The 15,649-nt window shown below is 63.4% G+C and carries 28 protein-coding genes; 1 reads left to right on the forward strand and 27 read right to left on the reverse strand.

Features of this window, described 5'->3' with window-relative positions:
- Positions 1 to 107 precede the first annotated feature (107 nt).
- The 6 genes from BLV97_RS18445 to rplO all read right to left on the reverse strand — a co-directional run bounded on the left by BLV97_RS18445 (position 108) and on the right by rplO (position 4,874).
- Positions 108 to 1,124, reverse strand: coding sequence for a DNA-directed RNA polymerase subunit alpha (locus BLV97_RS18445; protein ID WP_092164187.1), 1,017 nt, complete (start codon positions 1,122 to 1,124; stop codon positions 108 to 110).
- A gap of 118 nt (positions 1,125 to 1,242) precedes the next feature.
- Positions 1,243 to 1,632, reverse strand: coding sequence for a 30S ribosomal protein S11 (gene rpsK / locus BLV97_RS18450; protein WP_035839300.1), 390 nt, complete (start codon positions 1,630 to 1,632; stop codon positions 1,243 to 1,245).
- 15 nt (positions 1,633 to 1,647) lie between these two features.
- Positions 1,648 to 2,016: a 30S ribosomal protein S13 gene (gene rpsM, locus BLV97_RS18455; protein ID WP_035839297.1), complete on the reverse strand. Its 369-nt coding sequence runs from the start codon at positions 2,014 to 2,016 to the stop codon at positions 1,648 to 1,650.
- A gap of 250 nt (positions 2,017 to 2,266) precedes the next feature.
- Positions 2,267 to 2,917 (reverse strand): adenylate kinase, encoded by a 651-nt coding sequence (locus tag BLV97_RS18460; protein WP_035839295.1) that lies wholly within the window; start codon positions 2,915 to 2,917, stop codon positions 2,267 to 2,269.
- Positions 2,914 to 4,281 (reverse strand): preprotein translocase subunit SecY, encoded by a 1,368-nt coding sequence (secY, locus tag BLV97_RS18465; RefSeq protein WP_035839292.1) that lies wholly within the window; start codon positions 4,279 to 4,281, stop codon positions 2,914 to 2,916. The genes BLV97_RS18460 and secY overlap by 4 nt, the downstream gene beginning before the upstream one ends.
- A 104-nt stretch (positions 4,282 to 4,385) precedes the next feature.
- Positions 4,386 to 4,874, reverse strand: coding sequence for a 50S ribosomal protein L15 (rplO, locus tag BLV97_RS18470; protein ID WP_035839289.1), 489 nt, complete (start codon positions 4,872 to 4,874; stop codon positions 4,386 to 4,388).
- A gap of 168 nt (positions 4,875 to 5,042) precedes the next feature.
- Here rplO and BLV97_RS18475 point away from each other — a divergent pair, with 168 nt between their 5' ends.
- On the forward strand, positions 5,043 to 5,795 hold the full coding sequence (locus BLV97_RS18475; RefSeq protein ID WP_035839279.1) for a hypothetical protein: 753 nt from the start codon (positions 5,043 to 5,045) through the stop codon (positions 5,793 to 5,795).
- A 74-nt stretch (positions 5,796 to 5,869) separates the two neighbouring features.
- Here BLV97_RS18475 and rpmD read toward each other — a convergent pair whose 3' ends face one another.
- From rpmD to BLV97_RS18580, 21 genes are all read right to left on the reverse strand, one after another.
- Positions 5,870 to 6,058 carry a 50S ribosomal protein L30 gene (gene rpmD / locus BLV97_RS18480; RefSeq protein WP_035839276.1) on the reverse strand — a complete coding sequence of 63 codons (189 nt, stop codon included), beginning with the start codon at positions 6,056 to 6,058 and terminating at the stop codon, positions 5,870 to 5,872.
- Positions 6,059 to 6,070: 12 nt separating this feature from the next.
- Complete coding sequence (rpsE, locus tag BLV97_RS18485; protein ID WP_035839274.1) at positions 6,071 to 6,649, reverse strand: 30S ribosomal protein S5; 579 nt, start codon at positions 6,647 to 6,649, stop codon at positions 6,071 to 6,073.
- 115 nt (positions 6,650 to 6,764) lie between these two features.
- Positions 6,765 to 7,124: a 50S ribosomal protein L18 gene (rplR, locus tag BLV97_RS18490; RefSeq protein ID WP_035839270.1), complete on the reverse strand. Its 360-nt coding sequence runs from the start codon at positions 7,122 to 7,124 to the stop codon at positions 6,765 to 6,767.
- An 11-nt stretch (positions 7,125 to 7,135) separates the two neighbouring features.
- Positions 7,136 to 7,666 (reverse strand): 50S ribosomal protein L6, encoded by a 531-nt coding sequence (rplF, locus tag BLV97_RS18495; protein ID WP_035839268.1) that lies wholly within the window; start codon positions 7,664 to 7,666, stop codon positions 7,136 to 7,138.
- Between the two features lie 10 nt (positions 7,667 to 7,676).
- Complete coding sequence (gene rpsH, locus BLV97_RS18500; protein WP_035839266.1) at positions 7,677 to 8,075, reverse strand: 30S ribosomal protein S8; 399 nt, start codon at positions 8,073 to 8,075, stop codon at positions 7,677 to 7,679.
- A gap of 10 nt (positions 8,076 to 8,085) precedes the next feature.
- Entirely contained in the window at positions 8,086 to 8,391 is a 306-nt protein-coding gene (rpsN, locus tag BLV97_RS18505; RefSeq protein WP_035839263.1) for a 30S ribosomal protein S14, read from the reverse strand.
- An 18-nt stretch (positions 8,392 to 8,409) separates the two neighbouring features.
- Entirely contained in the window at positions 8,410 to 8,970 is a 561-nt protein-coding gene (gene rplE / locus BLV97_RS18510; protein WP_035839260.1) for a 50S ribosomal protein L5, read from the reverse strand.
- A complete protein-coding gene (gene rplX, locus BLV97_RS18515; protein WP_035839257.1) occupies positions 8,970 to 9,275 on the reverse strand; it encodes a 50S ribosomal protein L24 in 306 nt (101 codons plus the stop codon). Before rplX ends, rplE begins: the two co-directional genes overlap by 1 nt.
- Positions 9,275 to 9,643, reverse strand: a complete 369-nt coding sequence (gene rplN, locus BLV97_RS18520) for a 50S ribosomal protein L14 (protein ID WP_035839254.1) — start codon at positions 9,641 to 9,643, stop codon at positions 9,275 to 9,277. The genes rplX and rplN overlap by 1 nt, the downstream gene beginning before the upstream one ends.
- Before the next feature lie 75 nt (positions 9,644 to 9,718).
- On the reverse strand, positions 9,719 to 9,958 hold the full coding sequence (gene rpsQ, locus BLV97_RS18525) for a 30S ribosomal protein S17 (RefSeq protein ID WP_035839251.1): 240 nt from the start codon (positions 9,956 to 9,958) through the stop codon (positions 9,719 to 9,721).
- Between the two features lie 12 nt (positions 9,959 to 9,970).
- Positions 9,971 to 10,174, reverse strand: a complete 204-nt coding sequence (gene rpmC / locus BLV97_RS18530) for a 50S ribosomal protein L29 (protein WP_035839247.1) — start codon at positions 10,172 to 10,174, stop codon at positions 9,971 to 9,973.
- A gap of 409 nt (positions 10,175 to 10,583) precedes the next feature.
- On the reverse strand, positions 10,584 to 10,997 hold the full coding sequence (gene rplP, locus BLV97_RS18535; protein WP_035839244.1) for a 50S ribosomal protein L16: 414 nt from the start codon (positions 10,995 to 10,997) through the stop codon (positions 10,584 to 10,586).
- Between the two features lie 22 nt (positions 10,998 to 11,019).
- Entirely contained in the window at positions 11,020 to 11,724 is a 705-nt protein-coding gene (gene rpsC, locus BLV97_RS18540) for a 30S ribosomal protein S3 (RefSeq protein ID WP_035839242.1), read from the reverse strand.
- On the reverse strand, positions 11,724 to 12,104 hold the full coding sequence (gene rplV, locus BLV97_RS18545) for a 50S ribosomal protein L22 (protein WP_035839240.1): 381 nt from the start codon (positions 12,102 to 12,104) through the stop codon (positions 11,724 to 11,726). Before rplV ends, rpsC begins: the two co-directional genes overlap by 1 nt.
- Positions 12,105 to 12,109: 5 nt before the next feature.
- Positions 12,110 to 12,388 (reverse strand): 30S ribosomal protein S19, encoded by a 279-nt coding sequence (gene rpsS / locus BLV97_RS18550; RefSeq protein WP_035839238.1) that lies wholly within the window; start codon positions 12,386 to 12,388, stop codon positions 12,110 to 12,112.
- Positions 12,389 to 12,391: 3 nt separating this feature from the next.
- Entirely contained in the window at positions 12,392 to 13,228 is an 837-nt protein-coding gene (rplB, locus tag BLV97_RS18555; RefSeq protein WP_035839235.1) for a 50S ribosomal protein L2, read from the reverse strand.
- Between the two features lie 142 nt (positions 13,229 to 13,370).
- Positions 13,371 to 13,667: a 50S ribosomal protein L23 gene (locus tag BLV97_RS18560; protein WP_035839232.1), complete on the reverse strand. Its 297-nt coding sequence runs from the start codon at positions 13,665 to 13,667 to the stop codon at positions 13,371 to 13,373.
- Complete coding sequence (gene rplD, locus BLV97_RS18565; RefSeq protein ID WP_035839229.1) at positions 13,664 to 14,284, reverse strand: 50S ribosomal protein L4; 621 nt, start codon at positions 14,282 to 14,284, stop codon at positions 13,664 to 13,666. Before rplD ends, BLV97_RS18560 begins: the two co-directional genes overlap by 4 nt.
- Positions 14,281 to 15,144, reverse strand: coding sequence for a 50S ribosomal protein L3 (gene rplC, locus BLV97_RS18570; protein ID WP_051645893.1), 864 nt, complete (start codon positions 15,142 to 15,144; stop codon positions 14,281 to 14,283). The genes rplD and rplC overlap by 4 nt, the downstream gene beginning before the upstream one ends.
- A 15-nt stretch (positions 15,145 to 15,159) precedes the next feature.
- Positions 15,160 to 15,468, reverse strand: coding sequence for a 30S ribosomal protein S10 (gene rpsJ / locus BLV97_RS18575; protein WP_035839223.1), 309 nt, complete (start codon positions 15,466 to 15,468; stop codon positions 15,160 to 15,162).
- Positions 15,469 to 15,517: 49 nt separating this feature from the next.
- The coding region (locus tag BLV97_RS18580; protein ID WP_483063685.1) for an EF-Tu C-terminal domain-related protein at positions 15,518 to 15,649 on the reverse strand (132 nt) is incomplete at its 5' end.

Raw genomic sequence — 15,649 nt, forward strand, 5'->3', positions numbered from 1 at the left:
CGTTCCTTCGGCCCCGTTCTAGCCCCGCGTGGTTAAGAAAACGTTGGGGCCGAAAGAAAACGGCGGGCCCCGAAGGACCCGCCGCCAATCTTCGCGAAACGCGGACCTCAGAACTGGTCTTCGAACCGCTTCGCCAGATCCTCGATGTTCTCCGGCGGCCAGTCCTCGACATCCATGCCAAGGTGCAGGCCCATGCCCGAAAGCACTTCCTTGATCTCGTTCAGAGACTTGCGGCCGAAGTTCGGGGTGCGCAGCATCTCGGCTTCGGTCTTCTGGATCAGGTCGCCGATATAGACGATGTTGTCGTTCTTCAGGCAGTTCGCCGAACGCACCGACAGCTCCAGCTCGTCGACCTTCTTCAGCAGCAGCGGGTTGAACTCCAGCCCGTCATCCTCGGCGCCGCGCCCGGCTTGCTCGGGCTCTTCGAAGTTCACGAAAATCGACAGCTGATCTTGCAGGATGCGCGCGGCATAGGCCACCGCGTCATCCGGGGTCAGCGAGCCGTCGGTTTCCACCTTCAGCGTCAGCTTGTCATAGTCCAGCACCTGGCCCTCGCGGGTCGGCGTGACCTCGTAGCTGACCTTCCTCACCGGCGAATAGATCGCGTCGATCGGGATCAGGCCGATGGGCGCGTCCTCGGGGCGGTTCTTGTCGGCCGCGACATAGCCCTTGCCGGTATTCACGGTCAGTTCCATGAACAGATCGGCGCCGTCGTCGAGATGGCAGATCACATGATCCTTGTTCAGAACCTCGATCCCGCTCGATTCCGAAATGTCGCCGGCGGTGACGACGCCGGGCCCCTTGGACGAGATCGACAGCCGCTTCGGCCCCTCGACATCCATGCGCAGCGCGACACCCTTGAGGTTCAGCACGATGTCGGTGACATCCTCGCGCACGCCAGCGACCGAGGAGAATTCATGCAGGACGTTGTCGATCTGAACGCTGGTGATCGCGGCGCCCTGCAGCGAGGACATCAGCACCCGGCGCAGCGCGTTGCCGAGCGTCAGACCGAAGCCGCGTTCCAGCGGTTCGGCCACGACCGTCGCCTGACGGCTGGCATCGGCCCCCGGCTTGACGTCCAGCTGGGTCGGCTTGATCAATTCCTGCCAGTTCTTGTGGATCATGCGTGTCGCCTCCATTCTTGTCCGCTGCTCATGACCGAAAGCGGCGGACGCCCGAGGATCAGTAATGACGAACCCGGACCGCGCCACCAAGGCACGGCCCGGGGAAAAATCTTCCGGATCAGACGCGGCGACGCTTCGGCGGGCGGCAGCCGTTGTGCGCCAGCGGCGTGACATCGCGGATCGAAGTGATGGTCAGGCCGACCGCGGCCAGCGCGCGCAGCGCCGATTCGCGGCCACCGCCGGGCCCCTGCACTTCGACTTCCAGCGTCTTCACGCCATGTTCCTGCGCCTTGCGGCCGGCATCTTCGGCGGCCATCTGGGCGGCATAGGGCGTCGACTTGCGCGAGCCCTTGAAGCCCATCGTGCCGGCCGACGACCACGAGATCGCGTTGCCCTGCACATCCGAGATCAGGATCTTGGTGTTGTTGAACGAACTGTTCACATGCGCCACGCCAGCGGCGATGTTCTTGCGTTCCTTGCGCTTCGGTGCGCGCTTGTCACGAGCCATCTTTCCTGCCTCCCCTTACTTCTTCTTGCCGGCAATGGCCTTCGCGGGGCCTTTGCGCGTGCGGGCATTGGTGTGGGTGCGCTGACCGCGCACGGGCAGGTTGCGGCGATGGCGCAGACCACGGTAGCAGCCCAGGTCCATCAGACGCTTGATGTTGGTCGCGACTTCGCGGCGCAGATCGCCTTCGACCGTCAGGTTCGCGTCGATATGTTCGCGGATGGCCAGAACCTCGGCATCCGAAAGTTCGTTCACACGGCGGGTCAGGTCGATGTTGACCGCCTTGCAGATCTCTTCGGCGGCGTGGTGACCGATGCCGTGGATATAGGTAAGCGCGATGGGGACGCGCTTCCCCGTCGGAATATTGACGCCAGCGATACGAGCCAAGTTCTTTCCTTTCGACGCGGTTCCGTAACCCCAGAACCTTTTTTCACGATCGAGGCCCGAAACGCGCGGCTTCGGGCCGGTTGATGTCACCTTGCATGTCAAGATGATTCCCAAGCGGGACGCCGTGACCTAAGGGGTTTTCACCCGAACGTCAAGACCGCGGAACGAAAGTGATGGTGAACATCACGCAAGTCCCGCATCCCGAAACGGCAGGCAGTGCGCGCGCGGTCCCGGTCGTGGGATCCACCGGTCAATCGACGTCCAGCACCGCGTCGATCGCGGCGCCGACTTCCTCGATCGGGGCCAGCCCGTCCACGACCGAAAGCTGACCCTTGGCGTAGTAATAGCCGATCAGCGTCGAGGTTTTCTTGTAATATTCCATCAGCCGGTTGCGCAGTGCTTCTTCGGTGTCATCCGGCCGGCGGCGCAGGTCGGTCGATCCGCATTCGTCGCAGACGCCTTCGACCTTCGTCGGCCGCGTCTTGTCATGATAGACGGCGCCGCAATTGCCGCAGGTGTAGCGCCCGGTGATCCGCTCGGCCAATGCCGCGTCGTCCACGCGCATCTCGATCACAGCGTCCAGGCCCTGCCCCGCCGCCGCCAGCGCCGCGGCCAAGGCATCCGCTTGCGCCAACGTCCGCGGGAAGCCGTCGAAGATAAAGCCGCCCTCGCCCCCCGCTTCCAGCTTCTCACCGATCAGCCCGATCACGATATCGTCAGAGACCAGATCGCCCCGCGCCATCACGTCCTTGACCCGCCGGCCCAGTTCCGATCCGCTTGCCATGGCTTCGCGCAGCATATCCCCGGTAGACAGCTGCACCATGCCGCGCTGATCGACGAGACGCTTCGCCTGGGTGCCCTTGCCGGCGCCCGGCGGTCCAAGAAGAATGAGATTGGTCATCGGCGCGAAGGAGCCTTCTTCTTGGTCGCGCCCGTGCGCTTCTTGCCGCGCAGCTGCGAACGCTCAAGCAGTCCTTCGTATTGATGCGCAAGCAGATGCGACTGCACCTGGCTGACGGTATCCATCGCCACCGAAACCACGATCAGCACCGAGGTGCCGCCGAAGTAGAACGGAATGGAGAACTGGTTGCGCAAAATCTCCGGAAGCAGGCCGACAAGTGCAAGATAGGCCGAGCCAAGCACGAGGATCCGGTTCACGACGTATTCCAGGTATTCCTCGGTCTTCTTGCCCGGCCGGATGCCCGGCACAAAGCCGTTCTGGCTTTTGAGGTTGTCCGCCACGTCGTCAACCTTGAAGGCGACGTTATGGGTGTAGAAATAGGTGAAGAACACGATCATCGCGGTGAAGAACGCCAGATACAGCGGCTGGCCGGGACCGAAATAGGCCAGGATGGTCGCCATGACCGGCCCCGTCTGGCTGCCCGAGAAGGTAGAGATCGTGGTCGGCAGCAGAAGCAGCGACGAGGCGAAGATCGCGGGGATGACGCCGGCGGGGTTCACCTTGATAGGCAGGTGGGACGAACCGCCATCGTAGATCTTCATCCCGACCTGGCGACGTGGATATTGGATATGCAGCTTTCGCAGCGCCCGCTCCATGAACACCACGAACGCGATCGTCACCACCACCATGATCAGGACGCCCACGATCACCGCGGGCGAGACCACCCCCTCGCGGCCCTGGCTGAGGAAGCGCGCCAGCGCGGCGGGAACCTCGGCGATGATGCCGACGAAGATGATCAACGAAATGCCGTTGCCGATGCCGCGGCTGGTGATCTGCTCGCCCAGCCACATCAGGAACATGGTGCCGCCGACCAGGGTGATGACCACCGAGATCTGGAAAAAATAGCCCGGGTTCTGCGCCAGATGGCCCAGTTCAAGGCTTTTGGCGATGCCCCAGGCCTGGAAGGTGGCCAGCCCCACCGTGCCGTAGCGGGTGTACTGGTTGATCTTCTTCTGGCCCTGCTGGCCCTCTTTCTTCAGCGCGGTCCAGGACGGAACCATGGTCACCAGCAACTGCACGATGATCGAGGCAGTGATGTAGGGCATGATCCCCAACGCGAAGACGCCCATCCGGGTCAGCGCGCCGCCGGTGAACATTGCCAGCATGCCGCCGACGCCCTGGCTCGCCTTCTCCATGAAGTCGCGCAGGGCCGCGCCGTCGATGCCGGGGACCGGGATATAGGTGCCCAGCCGATAGACGATCAGCAGACCGAGGGTGAACAGAATCCGTTGGCGAAGGTCGGTGGCCTTGCCCAGGGCGCCCCAACTGAGGTTCGCCGCCATTTGCTCTGCAGCAGATGCCATGCTTGATCTCTTTCATCACAGCGCCGCCAGCCCGGGTTTCCGGTCGGCGGCGCAGGAAATCCTTGGAAGACGATGTAAGCGGGATCGGGCCCGCTCACAACCTCTTATTCTGCCGGGGCCGCTTCAGCCGCCGCCGCTACCGAAAGCGTGACCTTGCCGCCGGCCTTCTCGATCGCCTCGACTGCGGTCTTCGATGCGCCGGTCACGGCCAGGTCGATCTTCGCGGTGATCTCGCCCTTGGCCAGCACGCGGATGCCGTCGCGCTTGTGGTTGGTCAGGCCGGCCGCGACCAGCGCGTCCTCGGTGATCTGCGCTTTGATATCCAGCTTGCCGGCGTCGATGAATTTCTGGATCAGGCCCAGGTTCACCACGCCGAAGGTCTTGCGGTTCGGCTTGGAAAAGCCGCGCTTCGGCAGGCGCCGGTAAAGCGGCATCTGGCCGCCCTCATAGCCGTTGATGGCCACGCCCGAGCGCGATTTCTGACCCTTGATACCGCGCCCGGCGGTCTTGCCCTTGCCCGAACCGGGGCCGCGGGCGACGCGCTTGCGACGGTGGGTCGCACCCTCGTTGTCGTGAAGTTCGTTCAGTTTCATGTCGCTTCTCCTTGCCGGATGCGGCCCCCAGCGACGGGAGCGGCCGACCACGGCGTTTTTTGGTTCATGTGAGTCGGGAAGACCCGACCGGGGGCGTATAAGCTGAAGTATGTCTTGGATCAAGGGGAGTACCCCAGATACCCTGGCGGAAGCGCTTGGGAGAATGAGATGAAAGCTCTCTACGAACGAACGTTCGACTGGATGGATCGACAGCACCAAGCGCTTTGCCGAAGCATCCCACCTCCCCAACGTATCGACCAGAAGGGACTGACGACGTTCCGATTTGTCGAAAAGCGCCCCGACCAAGCGATGATTCAGCAACTCGCTCGCGTCATATCGGGGCTAAGAGCCACCTTTCTGCTGTTGGAGCAAGGCCTCTTCCAGGAACAGATCGCGCTCTGCAGAATGCTTCACGACATTGAGGAAGATGTAACGTTCTTGGCGCACGCGTCGCGACAGCACCCGGCGCCGCGCCTTCTCACAGACTATTTGGACGCGTTTTTTGCAGAGGAAATCGCTTTGGAAAGTCTGGAAGAAGGTCAGAGAGTGAAGGGCCGGAGCGCTCCCTCCCGAAGGAAGATTATCAACTACTTGGCTAGCTACGTTGGGACAGGAGATAACCCCTTCGAAGTATCGAACAATGCGCTGGCCATACACTTCACATTGTCCGGCTACGTACACGCAGCATCAAGCCAGGTCATGGAAATGTATGACCCAGAAAGCAGTTTTTTCGTCACCGCACCGTCGCCAAACAATCCGTTTCGGAAGGATCATGAGCATGACATGTGGAACTATGTCTACCGAGGCGTGCTATCATTTCTGCGAGTCGCGGCCACCATCGGCAACGAAGACGCTCGGCGCGAATGCGCGCTTTTTCTGAAGGAGTTCAAGAGATTGTCGGGCGATCGAGTGGACTTCTGATTGCACAAGGCCAATTAGAAAACGCCCCGATCCATCGGACCGGGGCGCTTCAATCTCTCAGGTCAGAACCAGCCTCAGCCGCGCTCTTCGATGATCTCCACCAGGTGCGAGATCTTCGCGACCATGCCGCGCACCGAAGGCGTATCCTCCAGCTCGCGCGTGCGGTTCATCTTGTTCAGTCCCAAACCCTTCAGCGTGTCGCGCTGGATGGCCGGGCGGCGGATGGGCGAACCCACCTGCTTGACGACGATCGTCTTTGCCATTGTCCGCTCTCCTTACGCTTCGGCCGGGGCGGCTTCGGGCTCGGCCGCCGCGGGCGCCTCGTCCTTCTTCAGGATGTCGCCCACCTTCTTGCCGCGGCGCTGCGCGATCATCCGGGGGGAGGCTTCCTTCTTCAGGCCGTCGATCGTGGCGCGGATCATGTTGTAGGGGTTTTGCGACCCCAGCGACTTCGCCACAACATCCTGCAGGCCCAGCATCTCGAACACGGCGCGCATCGGACCACCGGCGATGATCCCGGTACCGGGAACGGCCGTGCGCATCACCACGCGGCCCGCGCCATGGCGGCCCTCGATGTCGTGATGCAGGGTGCGGCCCTCGCGCAGCGGCACGCGGATCATCGAGCGCTTCGCCTGCTCGGTCGCCTTGCGGATCGCTTCCGGCACTTCCTTGGCCTTGCCCTTGCCAAAGCCGACACGGCCACGCTGGTCGCCGACCACCACAAGCGCGGCAAAGCCGAAGCGCTTACCACCCTTCACGGTTTTCGACACGCGGTTGATCGCCACCAGACGATCGGCGAATTCCGGGTTTTCGTCGCGATCGCGGCGGTCCCGGCGGTTGTCACGTTCTGCCATCAGGCATTCCTTGCTTGGTGGCGCCTCAGCCGCGCCGTTTGGTCCAATCCTGGTGCCCCGGAACTTGCCCCCGGGGCCCGGATCATCGGGAGGGCGCGAACGCCCCCCACCTCTCTCAGAACTTCAGCCCGCCTTCGCGAGCGGCGTCGGCCAGCGCCTTGATCTTGCCGTGGAACAGGAAGCCCCCGCGGTCGAAGTAGCATTCCTCGACGCCCGCCTTCTTGGCCCGCTCGGCAATCGCCGCGCCGACCTTGGCCGCCGCTTCGACGTTGTTCTTGCCGAGCACGCCCAGATCCTTCTCGAGCGTCGAGGCGGCCGCCAGCGTGCGGCCGTTCACGTCGTCGATCAGCTGGACGCTGAGGTTCTTGGACGAGCGGTGCACGGAAAGCCGTGCGCGGCCATTGGCCATCGCCCGCAATTTGTTCCGCACGCGCAGACGGCGCTTGAGGAACAGCTGTCGTTTGGTGTTCGCCATGATCGCGCCCCTTACCGTTTGCCTTCCTTGCGGAAGATGTATTCGTCCTTGTACTTGATGCCCTTGCCCTTGTAGGGCTCGGGGCCGCGCCATTCGCGGATATTCGCCGCGACCTGACCCACAAGCTGCTGGTCGGTACCTTCCACAACGATCTCGGTCTGCTTCGGGGTGCTCACCGTGACCCCGGCGGGGACCTCGAAGTTCACCTCGTGGCTGTAGCCCAGCGACAGTTTCAGGATCTGGCCCTGAGCCTGCGCGCGGTAGCCGACGCCGTTGATCTCAAGCTCTTTCTTGAAACCCTCGGTAACGCCCTGGACCAGGTTGGCCACCATCGACCGGCTCATGCCCCACTGGGCACGGGCGCGCTTCGAAGAGCCGCGCGGATCCACCTTCACCGCGTCGCCGTCGATCGTGATCGTCACGTCGTCGGTGGCGGTGAAGCTGCGGGTGCCCTTGGGCCCCTTCACTTCGACGGTCTGGCCGGAGAGGGTGGCAGTCACCCCCTTGGGCAGCTCGACCGGTTTTTTCCCAATACGAGACATCCAGACCTCCTTAGAACACGGTGCAGAGCACTTCGCCGCCGACGTTCGCCGAACGCGCGTTGGCATCCGACATCACGCCCTTCGGCGTCGAGACGATCGACACGCCCAGCCCGTTGCGAACGCTCGGAAGCTCTTTCGCGGCGGCATAGACGCGGCGGCCGGGCTTCGACACGCGCTTGAGTTCGCGGATCGCCGAGGCGCCCTCGAAATACTTCAGGCTGATGATCAGCTCGCCCTGGCCATTCGCGGTATCCTTGCGCTCGTAGCCGCGGATGTAGCCCTCGTTTTCCAGCACGTCGAGCACCCAGGCGCGCAGTTTCGACGCCGGGGTCGAAACGGTCGACTTGCCGCGCATCGAGGCGTTGCGGATGCGGGTCAGCATATCGCCGATAGGATCGTTCACAGACATCGTGCTCTCCTTACCAGCTCGACTTCACCATGCCCGGGATCTGGCCGAACGAGGCCAAGTCACGCAGCATGATCCGCGAGAGTTTGAGCTTGCGATAATACGCATGCGGACGGCCCGTCAGCTCGCACCGGTTGTGCAGCCGGGTGGGCGACGAGTTGCGGGGCAGTTCGGCCAGCTTCAGACGCGCCTTGAAGCGCTCTTCCATCGGCAGATCCTGATTGGTCGCGATCTCTTTCAGGCGCGCACGCTTGGCAGCAAATTGCTTGACCAGGCGCTGGCGCTTCAGTTCGCGTTCGACCATAGATTTCTTCGCCATATCTCTCTTCCTCCCGCGTCAGCTGTTGAACGGCATGTTGAAATGCTTCAACAGCGCCTTCGCTTCCGCGTCGGTCTTCGCGGTGGTGCAGATGATGATGTCCATCCCCAGGATCTCGTCGACCTTGTCGAAATCGATCTCGGGGAACACGATGTGCTCTTTCAGGCCCATGGCATAGTTGCCGCGGCCATCGAACGAGGACCCCTTCACGCCGCGGAAGTCGCGCACGCGCGGCAGCGCGATGGTGATCAGGCGGTCGAGGAATTCGTACATCCGGTCGCCGCGCAGCGTCACCTTGGTGCCCAGCGGCATGTCCTCGCGGACGCGGAAGCCGGCGATCGACTTCTTCGCCTTGGTCACCACGGCCTTCTGGCCGGCGATCAGCGACAGCTCTTCCTGGGCGCCCTTGACCTTCTTGGTGTCCTTCACGGCCTCGCCGACGCCCATGTTCAGCACGATCTTCTCGAGCCTGGGGATCTGCATGTCGTTCCGGTAGCCGAACTCTTCCTTCAGCGCGGCACGGATCTTGTCGCGAAAGGCCGCCTTCAGGCGCGGGGTGTAGTTCGCGGTATCCAACATCAGATCGCCTCCCCGGTGGTCTTGGCGTAGCGCACCTTCTGGTCGCCATCCATGCGGAAGCCGACGCGGGTGGCCTTGCCGTTCGCATCCACGAGCGCCAGGTTCGACAGATCGATCGGCATCGCCTGCGGGATGCGACCGCCCTGCGCGGACTGGCTTTGCTTGGTGTGGCGGATGGCGATGTTGACGCCCTCGACCACGGCCTTGTTCTGTTGCGGCAGCACGCGGCTGATCGCGCCTTTCTTGCCCTTGTCCTTGCCGGCAAGGACGACGACCTGGTCGCCTTTCTTCAGCTTCGCAGCCATCACAGCACCTCCGGCGCCAGCGAGATGATCTTCATGAAGTTCTTCGCCCGCAACTCGCGCACGACCGGCCCGAAGATACGGGTTCCGACCGGCTCGTTCTGGTTGTTCAGGATCACGGCCGCGTTGCGGTCGAAGCGGATGGCGGTGCCATCTTCGCGGCGAACTTCCTTGGCGGTGCGCACGACGACGGCTTTACGCACGTCGCCTTTCTTGACGCGGCCCCGCGGAATGGCTTCCTTCACCGACACCACGATGATGTCGCCGACCGACGCGTAGCGCCGGTGCGAGCCACCCAGGACCTTGATGCACTGCACCCGGCGAGCGCCGGAGTTGTCAGCGACATCCAGATTGGTCTGCATCTGGATCATTTAGGTTTCTCCCGACCTTTGGGTCCCACCTGTTTTCGGGTCCCCAGGGTTTCGATCAGACTGGCAGGCGTAGACTTAAGCCGAAGCTTCGGTCACGACCCGCCAGCGCTTGGTTTTCGAGATCGGCGCACATTCTTCGATGCGAACGATGTCGCCGGTCTTGAACTGGTTTTCCGCGTCATGGGCGCGGTATTTCTTCGTCTTCCGGACCGTCTTCTTCATCATCGGATGGGTGAAGCGGCGCTCGACCAGGACGGTGATCGTCTGGTCGTTCTTGTCCGAGGTGACGGTGCCTTGCAGGATGCGTTTGGGCATGGATCGGGCTCCTTACTTCGCCGCCGCTTCAGCGGCTTTTTGGTTGAGCACGGTCTGAACCCGCGCCACGTCACGACGCACAACGCGCATCCGGGCGGTGTTCTCGAGCTGGCCGGTCGCCTGCTGGAAGCGCAGGTTGAAGGCCTCTTTCTTCAGGACGGTCAGCTGATCGCGCAGCTGGTCCGGCGTCTTGTCACGCAGGTCTTGGGCGTTCATCGCCAATTTTTCCTTTCAACATCACCAGAGGGCCCCATTGGGTGACCCCGATTCTGATGGAGGTCTTGCAGAAGTCGCTCCTATAGGCGGGTTGGGGCGGTCTGGCAACCCCGCGCCGGCGGAAATCGCCTTACAGTCGCGGTATTCCCCTGCTTTCCTTGCTCTGGTCGCTGGCGGGGGCTCTGCCCCCTGCACCCCCGGCGTATTTGCCGAACAATGAAAGCAATGAGGGTCTTCTTCTTTCAGGTGGAAATATCGCACTGGGTCGGGGTGAGAGCACCCTACACCGAGGGGAGGCAATCGCGGCGCCCCGGGGAACGCGAGACCCCCGGGCTCGGCCCCGAGAGCGAAAAGGCCCCCACCGATCGCTCGGCGGGGGCCTTTTTTTCGATCCGCTCGTGCGGAGGACTTACCAGTCCTCGCGGGCGACCACGCGGGTCTTGATCGGCAGCTTCATCGCGGCCAGGCGCAGAGCCTCGCGCGCGACGACGTCGTTGACACCGTCGATCTCGAACATGATCCGGCCGGGCTTGACCTTGGCGGCCCAGAAATCGACCGAGCCCTTACCCTTACCCATCCGCACTTCGGTGGGCTTCGAGGTCACCGGAACGTCCGGGAAGATCCGGATCCAGACCCGGCCCTGACGCTTCATGTGACGGGTCAGGGCGCGGCGCGCGGCCTCGATCTGACGGGCGGTGATACGTTCCGGCTGAACCGCCTTCAGGCCGTAGGAGCCGAAGTCGAGATTGAACCCGCCCTTCGCCTCGCCGTGGATGCGGCCCTTGTGCTGCTTGCGGAACTTCGTGCGTTTCGGTTGAAGCATAATGCGTCTCCTTCAGTTCCGCTCAGCGACGCTGCGGACGCGAGGCGCCGCCGCTTTCCTGAAGCTCCTGATTGCGGCGATCGCGGGCCTGCGGGTCGTGCTCCATGATCTCGCCTTTGAAGATCCAGACCTTGATCCCGATGATCCCGTAGGGCGTCACACCCTCGGCCGTCGCGTAGTCGATGTCGGCGCGCAGCGTGTGCAGCGGCACCCGGCCCTCGCGATACCATTCGGTCCGGGCGATCTCGGCACCGCCGAGACGACCGGCGACGTTCACACGGATGCCCAGGGCCCCCATGCGCATCGCGTTCTGAACCGAGCGCTTCATCGCGCGGCGGAACGACACCCGGCGCTCAAGCTGCTGGGCGATCGATTCCGCCACCAGCTGGGCGTCCAACTCGGGCTTGCGGACCTCGACGATGTTGAGGTGCAGCTCGCTGTCGGTGAAATTCGCCAGCTTCTTGCGCAGGGTTTCGATATCGGCGCCCTTCTTGCCGATGATCACGCCCGGGCGCGCGGTGTGGATCGTCACGCGGCACTTCTTGTGCGGGCGCTCGATGATGACGCGGCTGACGCCGGCCTGCTTGACCTCCTTGAAGATGAACTCGCGCATCTTCAGGTCTTCGAGAAGCAGATCGCCGTATTCCTTCTTGTCGGCGAACCAGCGGCTGTCCCAGGTACGGTTGACCTGGAGGCGCATACCGATCGGATTGACCTTCTGACCCATTACGCTTGCTCCTCGACTTGCCGAACCTTGATGGTCAGCTCGGAAAACGGCTTGATGATCTTGCCGAACCGGCCACGCGCCCGCGGACGGCCGCGCTTCATGATCAGGTTCTTGCCGACCCAGGCTTCGGCGACCACCAGCTCGTCAACGTCGAGCCCGTGGTTGTTCTCGGCATTCGCAATGGCCGACTGAAGGCATTTCTTCACGTCGCCGGCGATGCGCTTTTTCGAGAAGGTCAGATCGGCCAGCGCCGTTTCCACCTTCTTGCCCCGGATCATGGCTGCCACGAGGTTCAGCTTCTGAGGCGAGGTCCGCAACATGCGGGTCTTCGCCATCGCCTCGTTCTCGGCCACGCGGCGCGGATTGTTTTCCTTACCCATGACGCTTATTTCCTCTTGGCTTTCTTGTCGGCCGCGTGACCGTAATAGGTCCGCGTCGGCGAGTATTCACCGAACTTCTGGCCGATCATGTCCTCGGACACGTTCACCGGGATGTGCTTGTGCCCGTTGTAGACGCCGAACGTCAGGCCCACGAACTGGGGCAGAATGGTCGAACGGCGCGACCAGATCTTGATGACTTCGTTGCGCCCCGATTCCCGGGACTTTTCGGCCTTCTTGAGGACGTAAGCGTCGACGAAGGGGCCTTTCCAAACAGAGCGTGCCATATGTTAGCGACCCTTCCGTGCGTGACGCGAGCGGACGATGTACTTGTCCGTCGTCTTGTTCGAGCGGGTTCTCTTACCCTTGGTGTCCTTGCCCCAGGGGGTGACCGGCGTGCGGCCGCCCGAGGTCCGGCCCTCACCACCACCATGCGGGTGATCGATCGGGTTCATCGCGACACCGCGCACCGACGGACGGATGCCCTTGTGGCGGTTGCGGCCGGCCTTGCCGAGGTTCTGGTTCGAATGGTCGGGGTTCGACACGGCGCCGATGGTGGCCATGCATTCCTGACGCACCATGCGCAATTCGCCCGACGACAGGCGGATCTGGGCATAGCCACCGTCGCGGCCCACGAACTGGGCGTAGGTGCCGGCCGAACGCGCGATCTGGCCGCCCTTGCCGGGCTTCAGTTCCACGTTGTGCACGATCGTGCCGATCGGCATGCCCGAGAACGGCATCGCGTTGCCGGGCTTCACGTCGGTCTTCGCGCCCGCGATCACCTTGTCGCCCACGGCCAGGCGCTGCGGCGCCAGGATATAGGCCTGCTCGCCGTCCTCGTAGCGGATCAGCGCGATGAAGGCGGTGCGGTTCGGGTCATATTCGATGCGCTCGACCGTGGCCGAAACATCCATCTTGCGACGCTTGAAATCGACGATGCGATAGAGGCGCTTCGCCCCACCGCCCTTGCGGCGCATCGTGATCCGTCCGGTGTTGTTCCGGCCGCCGTTCTTCGTCAGACCCTCGGTGAGGGCTTTGACGGGGCGTCCTTTCCAAAGCTCCGAACGGTCGATCAGTACCAGCCCGCGCTGGCCAGGCGTCGTCGGTTTGTACGACTTGAGTGCCATGCTTCCTGTCTTCCGTCTGCTTGCGGCGGGGTCCGTTTCGGAACGGCCCGCCTATGGTTGGTATAGGGCCCCGAAGGTCCCCGAGCTTGAAAAATCACCGGCCCCGAGGCGAACCCGGGGCCGAAAGATTCGCGGCCTTCTATCAGAGGCCGGTGGTCACGTCGATGGTATTTCCTTCCTCGAGCGTGACATAGGCCTTCTTCACGTCCGAGCGCCGGCCCGGGATGCCCCGGAAGCGCTTGGTCTTGCCCTTGGTGATGGTCGTGTTCACCGCCTTCACCTTGACACCGAAGAGCGCCTCGACCGCATCCTTGATCTGCGGCTTGGTCGCGTCCGGCGCCACCTGGAAGACAACCGCGTTGGCCTCCGAGGCCATGGTCGCCTTCTCGGTGATCACGGGCTTGCGGATCACATCGTAATGTTCGGGTTTCGTGCTCATTTCAGACGAGCCTCCAGAGCTTCGACACCCGCCTTCGTGAGCACCAGCGTGTCACGCTTGAGGATGTCATAGACATTGGCGCCCATCGACGGCAGCACGTCCACCCCTTCGAGGTTCTGCGCGGCACGGGCGAAGTTCTCGTTCACTTCGGCGCCGTCGATGACGAGAACCCGCTTCCAGCCCAGCTCCTTCGCGGCCTTGGCAAGGATCGCGGTCTTGGCTTCGGCCATCTCGGCCGCATCCAGAACCACAAGCTCACCCGCCTTGGCCTTGGCCGAAAGCGCATGCTTCAGACCGAGGACGCGGAACTTCTTGGGCAGGTCATGGGCATGGCTGCGGGGCGTCGGCCCCTTGTAGACGCCACCGTGACGGAAGATCGGCGCCTTCTTGGAACCGTGGCGTGCGCCGCCGGTGCCCTTCTGGCGATAGATCTTCTTGGTCGAATAGCTGACCTCGGACCGACCCAGCACCGAATGGGTGCCGGCCTGGGCCTTCGCCCGCTGCCAGCGCACCACGCGATGCAGGATGTCGGCGCGCGGCTCGAGCCCGAAGATCTCGTCGGAGAGATCGATCGAACCCGCCTTGCCGGCATCGAGCTTGATCACATCGAGTTTCATTCTTTCTCTCCATCAGACGCGTCGCCTTCGCCCTCGGCCTTCTCCGCCTCGATCGAGGCCTCGGCCTCCTTCATGGCGGCGGCTTCCTGCGCGGCCTGCTCCTCGGCCAGGCGCTTGGCCTCGGCTTCGGCTTCGGCGGCGGCAGCGGCGGCAGCCTCTTCAGCGGCCTTGTGCGCGGCTTCCGCGGCGGATTTCAGCGCGGCCGGCAGGATCACGTTGTCGGGGACCGGCTTCTTGACCGCGTCCTTGATCGTGACCCAGCCACCTTTCGAGCCGGGAACCGCGCCCTTGACCATGATCAGGCCGCGGTCGGCATCGGTGCGCACGACCTGCAGGTTCTGCGTGGTCACGCGCGCGGCGCCCATGTGGCCGGCCATCTTCTTGCCCTTGAACACCTTGCCGGGGTCCTGGCACTGGCCGGTCGAGCCATGCGAGCGGTGGCTGATCGACACGCCGTGCGAGGCGCGCAGACCGCCGAAGTTGTGCCGCTTCATCGCACCGGCGAAACCCTTACCGATCGAGGTGCCCGCGATATCCACGAACTGACCCTCGAAGTAGTGGTCGGCGGTGATTTCCTCGCCCACCCCGATCAGGTTCTCGGGGGAGACGCGGAATTCGGTCACCTTGCGCTTCGGCGCCACGTTCGCCTTGGCGAAGTGGCCGCGCAGGGCGGCAGAGGTCCGCTTGGCCTTCGCGGTGCCCGCGCCCAGCTGGACGGCGGTGTAGCCATCCTTCTCGGCGGTGCGCTGCGCGACGACCTGCAGGGTGTCAAGTTGAAGAACGGTGACCGGAACCTGGCGACCGTCCTCCATGAACAGCCGGGTCATGCCCAGCTTCTTTGCGATAACTCCAGAGCGCATCTCGGTCATGCCCCCTTAAACCTTGATCTCGACATCCACGCCGGCCGCGAGATCGAGCTTCATCAGCGCGTCCACGGTCTGCGGGGTCGGGTCTACGATATCGAGAAGACGCTTGTGCGTCCGGATCTCCCACTGGTCGCGCGACTTCTTGTCGATGTGCGGACCACGCAGAACCGTGAACTTCTCGATCTTGTTCGGCAGCGGGATCGGCCCGCGCACTTGCGCGCCGGTCCGCTTGGCCGTGTTGACGATTTCCTGGGTGCTGCTGTCGAGCACGCGGTAATCGAAGGCCTTCAGCCGGATGCGAATGGTTTGACCTTGCATATCTCTGCCCTCGGGCTGGGGTGGCGGGGTCGCCCCCGCCAGCCTGCCTTTACTCGATGATTTTCGACACGACGCCGGCGCCGACGGTGCGGCCGCCTTCACGGATGGCGAAGCGCAGCTTCTCTTCCATGGCGATCGGCGCGATCAGCTCGACCTCGAACTTCAGGTTGTCGCCCGGCAT

Origin of the sequence: Allgaiera indica (genome assembly GCF_900106675.1) — a bacterium.
Lineage (GTDB): Bacteria > Pseudomonadota > Alphaproteobacteria > Rhodobacterales > Rhodobacteraceae > Acidimangrovimonas > Acidimangrovimonas indica.

Coding starts and splice junctions, on each gene's coding strand:
- BLV97_RS18445 (WP_092164187.1), bottom strand. CDS start 1,124: ATGATCCACAAGAACTGGCAGGAATTGATCAAGCCGACCCAGCTGGAC.
- rpsK (WP_035839300.1), bottom strand. CDS start 1,632: ATGGCTCGTGACAAGCGCGCACCGAAGCGCAAGGAACGCAAGAACATC.
- BLV97_RS18460 (WP_035839295.1), bottom strand. CDS start 2,917: ATGACCAATCTCATTCTTCTTGGACCGCCGGGCGCCGGCAAGGGCACC.
- secY (WP_035839292.1), bottom strand. CDS start 4,281: ATGGCATCTGCTGCAGAGCAAATGGCGGCGAACCTCAGTTGGGGCGCC.
- rplO (WP_035839289.1), bottom strand. CDS start 4,874: ATGAAACTGAACGAACTTCACGACAACGAGGGTGCGACCCACCGTCGC.
- BLV97_RS18475 (WP_035839279.1), top strand. CDS start 5,043: ATGAAAGCTCTCTACGAACGAACGTTCGACTGGATGGATCGACAGCAC.
- rpmD (WP_035839276.1), bottom strand. CDS start 6,058: ATGGCAAAGACGATCGTCGTCAAGCAGGTGGGTTCGCCCATCCGCCGC.
- rpsE (WP_035839274.1), bottom strand. CDS start 6,649: ATGGCAGAACGTGACAACCGCCGGGACCGCCGCGATCGCGACGAAAAC.
- rplR (WP_035839270.1), bottom strand. CDS start 7,124: ATGGCGAACACCAAACGACAGCTGTTCCTCAAGCGCCGTCTGCGCGTG.
- rplF (WP_035839268.1), bottom strand. CDS start 7,666: ATGTCTCGTATTGGGAAAAAACCGGTCGAGCTGCCCAAGGGGGTGACT.
- rpsH (WP_035839266.1), bottom strand. CDS start 8,075: ATGTCTGTGAACGATCCTATCGGCGATATGCTGACCCGCATCCGCAAC.
- rpsN (WP_035839263.1), bottom strand. CDS start 8,391: ATGGCGAAGAAATCTATGGTCGAACGCGAACTGAAGCGCCAGCGCCTG.
- rplE (WP_035839260.1), bottom strand. CDS start 8,970: ATGTTGGATACCGCGAACTACACCCCGCGCCTGAAGGCGGCCTTTCGC.
- rplX (WP_035839257.1), bottom strand. CDS start 9,275: ATGGCTGCGAAGCTGAAGAAAGGCGACCAGGTCGTCGTCCTTGCCGGC.
- rplN (WP_035839254.1), bottom strand. CDS start 9,643: ATGATCCAGATGCAGACCAATCTGGATGTCGCTGACAACTCCGGCGCT.
- rpsQ (WP_035839251.1), bottom strand. CDS start 9,958: ATGCCCAAACGCATCCTGCAAGGCACCGTCACCTCGGACAAGAACGAC.
- rpmC (WP_035839247.1), bottom strand. CDS start 10,174: ATGAACGCCCAAGACCTGCGTGACAAGACGCCGGACCAGCTGCGCGAT.
- rplP (WP_035839244.1), bottom strand. CDS start 10,997: ATGCTTCAACCGAAACGCACGAAGTTCCGCAAGCAGCACAAGGGCCGC.
- rpsC (WP_035839242.1), bottom strand. CDS start 11,724: ATGGGTCAGAAGGTCAATCCGATCGGTATGCGCCTCCAGGTCAACCGT.
- rplV (WP_035839240.1), bottom strand. CDS start 12,104: ATGGGTAAGGAAAACAATCCGCGCCGCGTGGCCGAGAACGAGGCGATG.
- rpsS (WP_035839238.1), bottom strand. CDS start 12,388: ATGGCACGCTCTGTTTGGAAAGGCCCCTTCGTCGACGCTTACGTCCTC.
- rplB (WP_035839235.1), bottom strand. CDS start 13,228: ATGGCACTCAAGTCGTACAAACCGACGACGCCTGGCCAGCGCGGGCTG.
- BLV97_RS18560 (WP_035839232.1), bottom strand. CDS start 13,667: ATGAGCACGAAACCCGAACATTACGATGTGATCCGCAAGCCCGTGATC.
- rplD (WP_035839229.1), bottom strand. CDS start 14,284: ATGAAACTCGATGTGATCAAGCTCGATGCCGGCAAGGCGGGTTCGATC.
- rplC (WP_051645893.1), bottom strand. CDS start 15,144: ATGCGCTCTGGAGTTATCGCAAAGAAGCTGGGCATGACCCGGCTGTTC.
- rpsJ (WP_035839223.1), bottom strand. CDS start 15,468: ATGCAAGGTCAAACCATTCGCATCCGGCTGAAGGCCTTCGATTACCGC.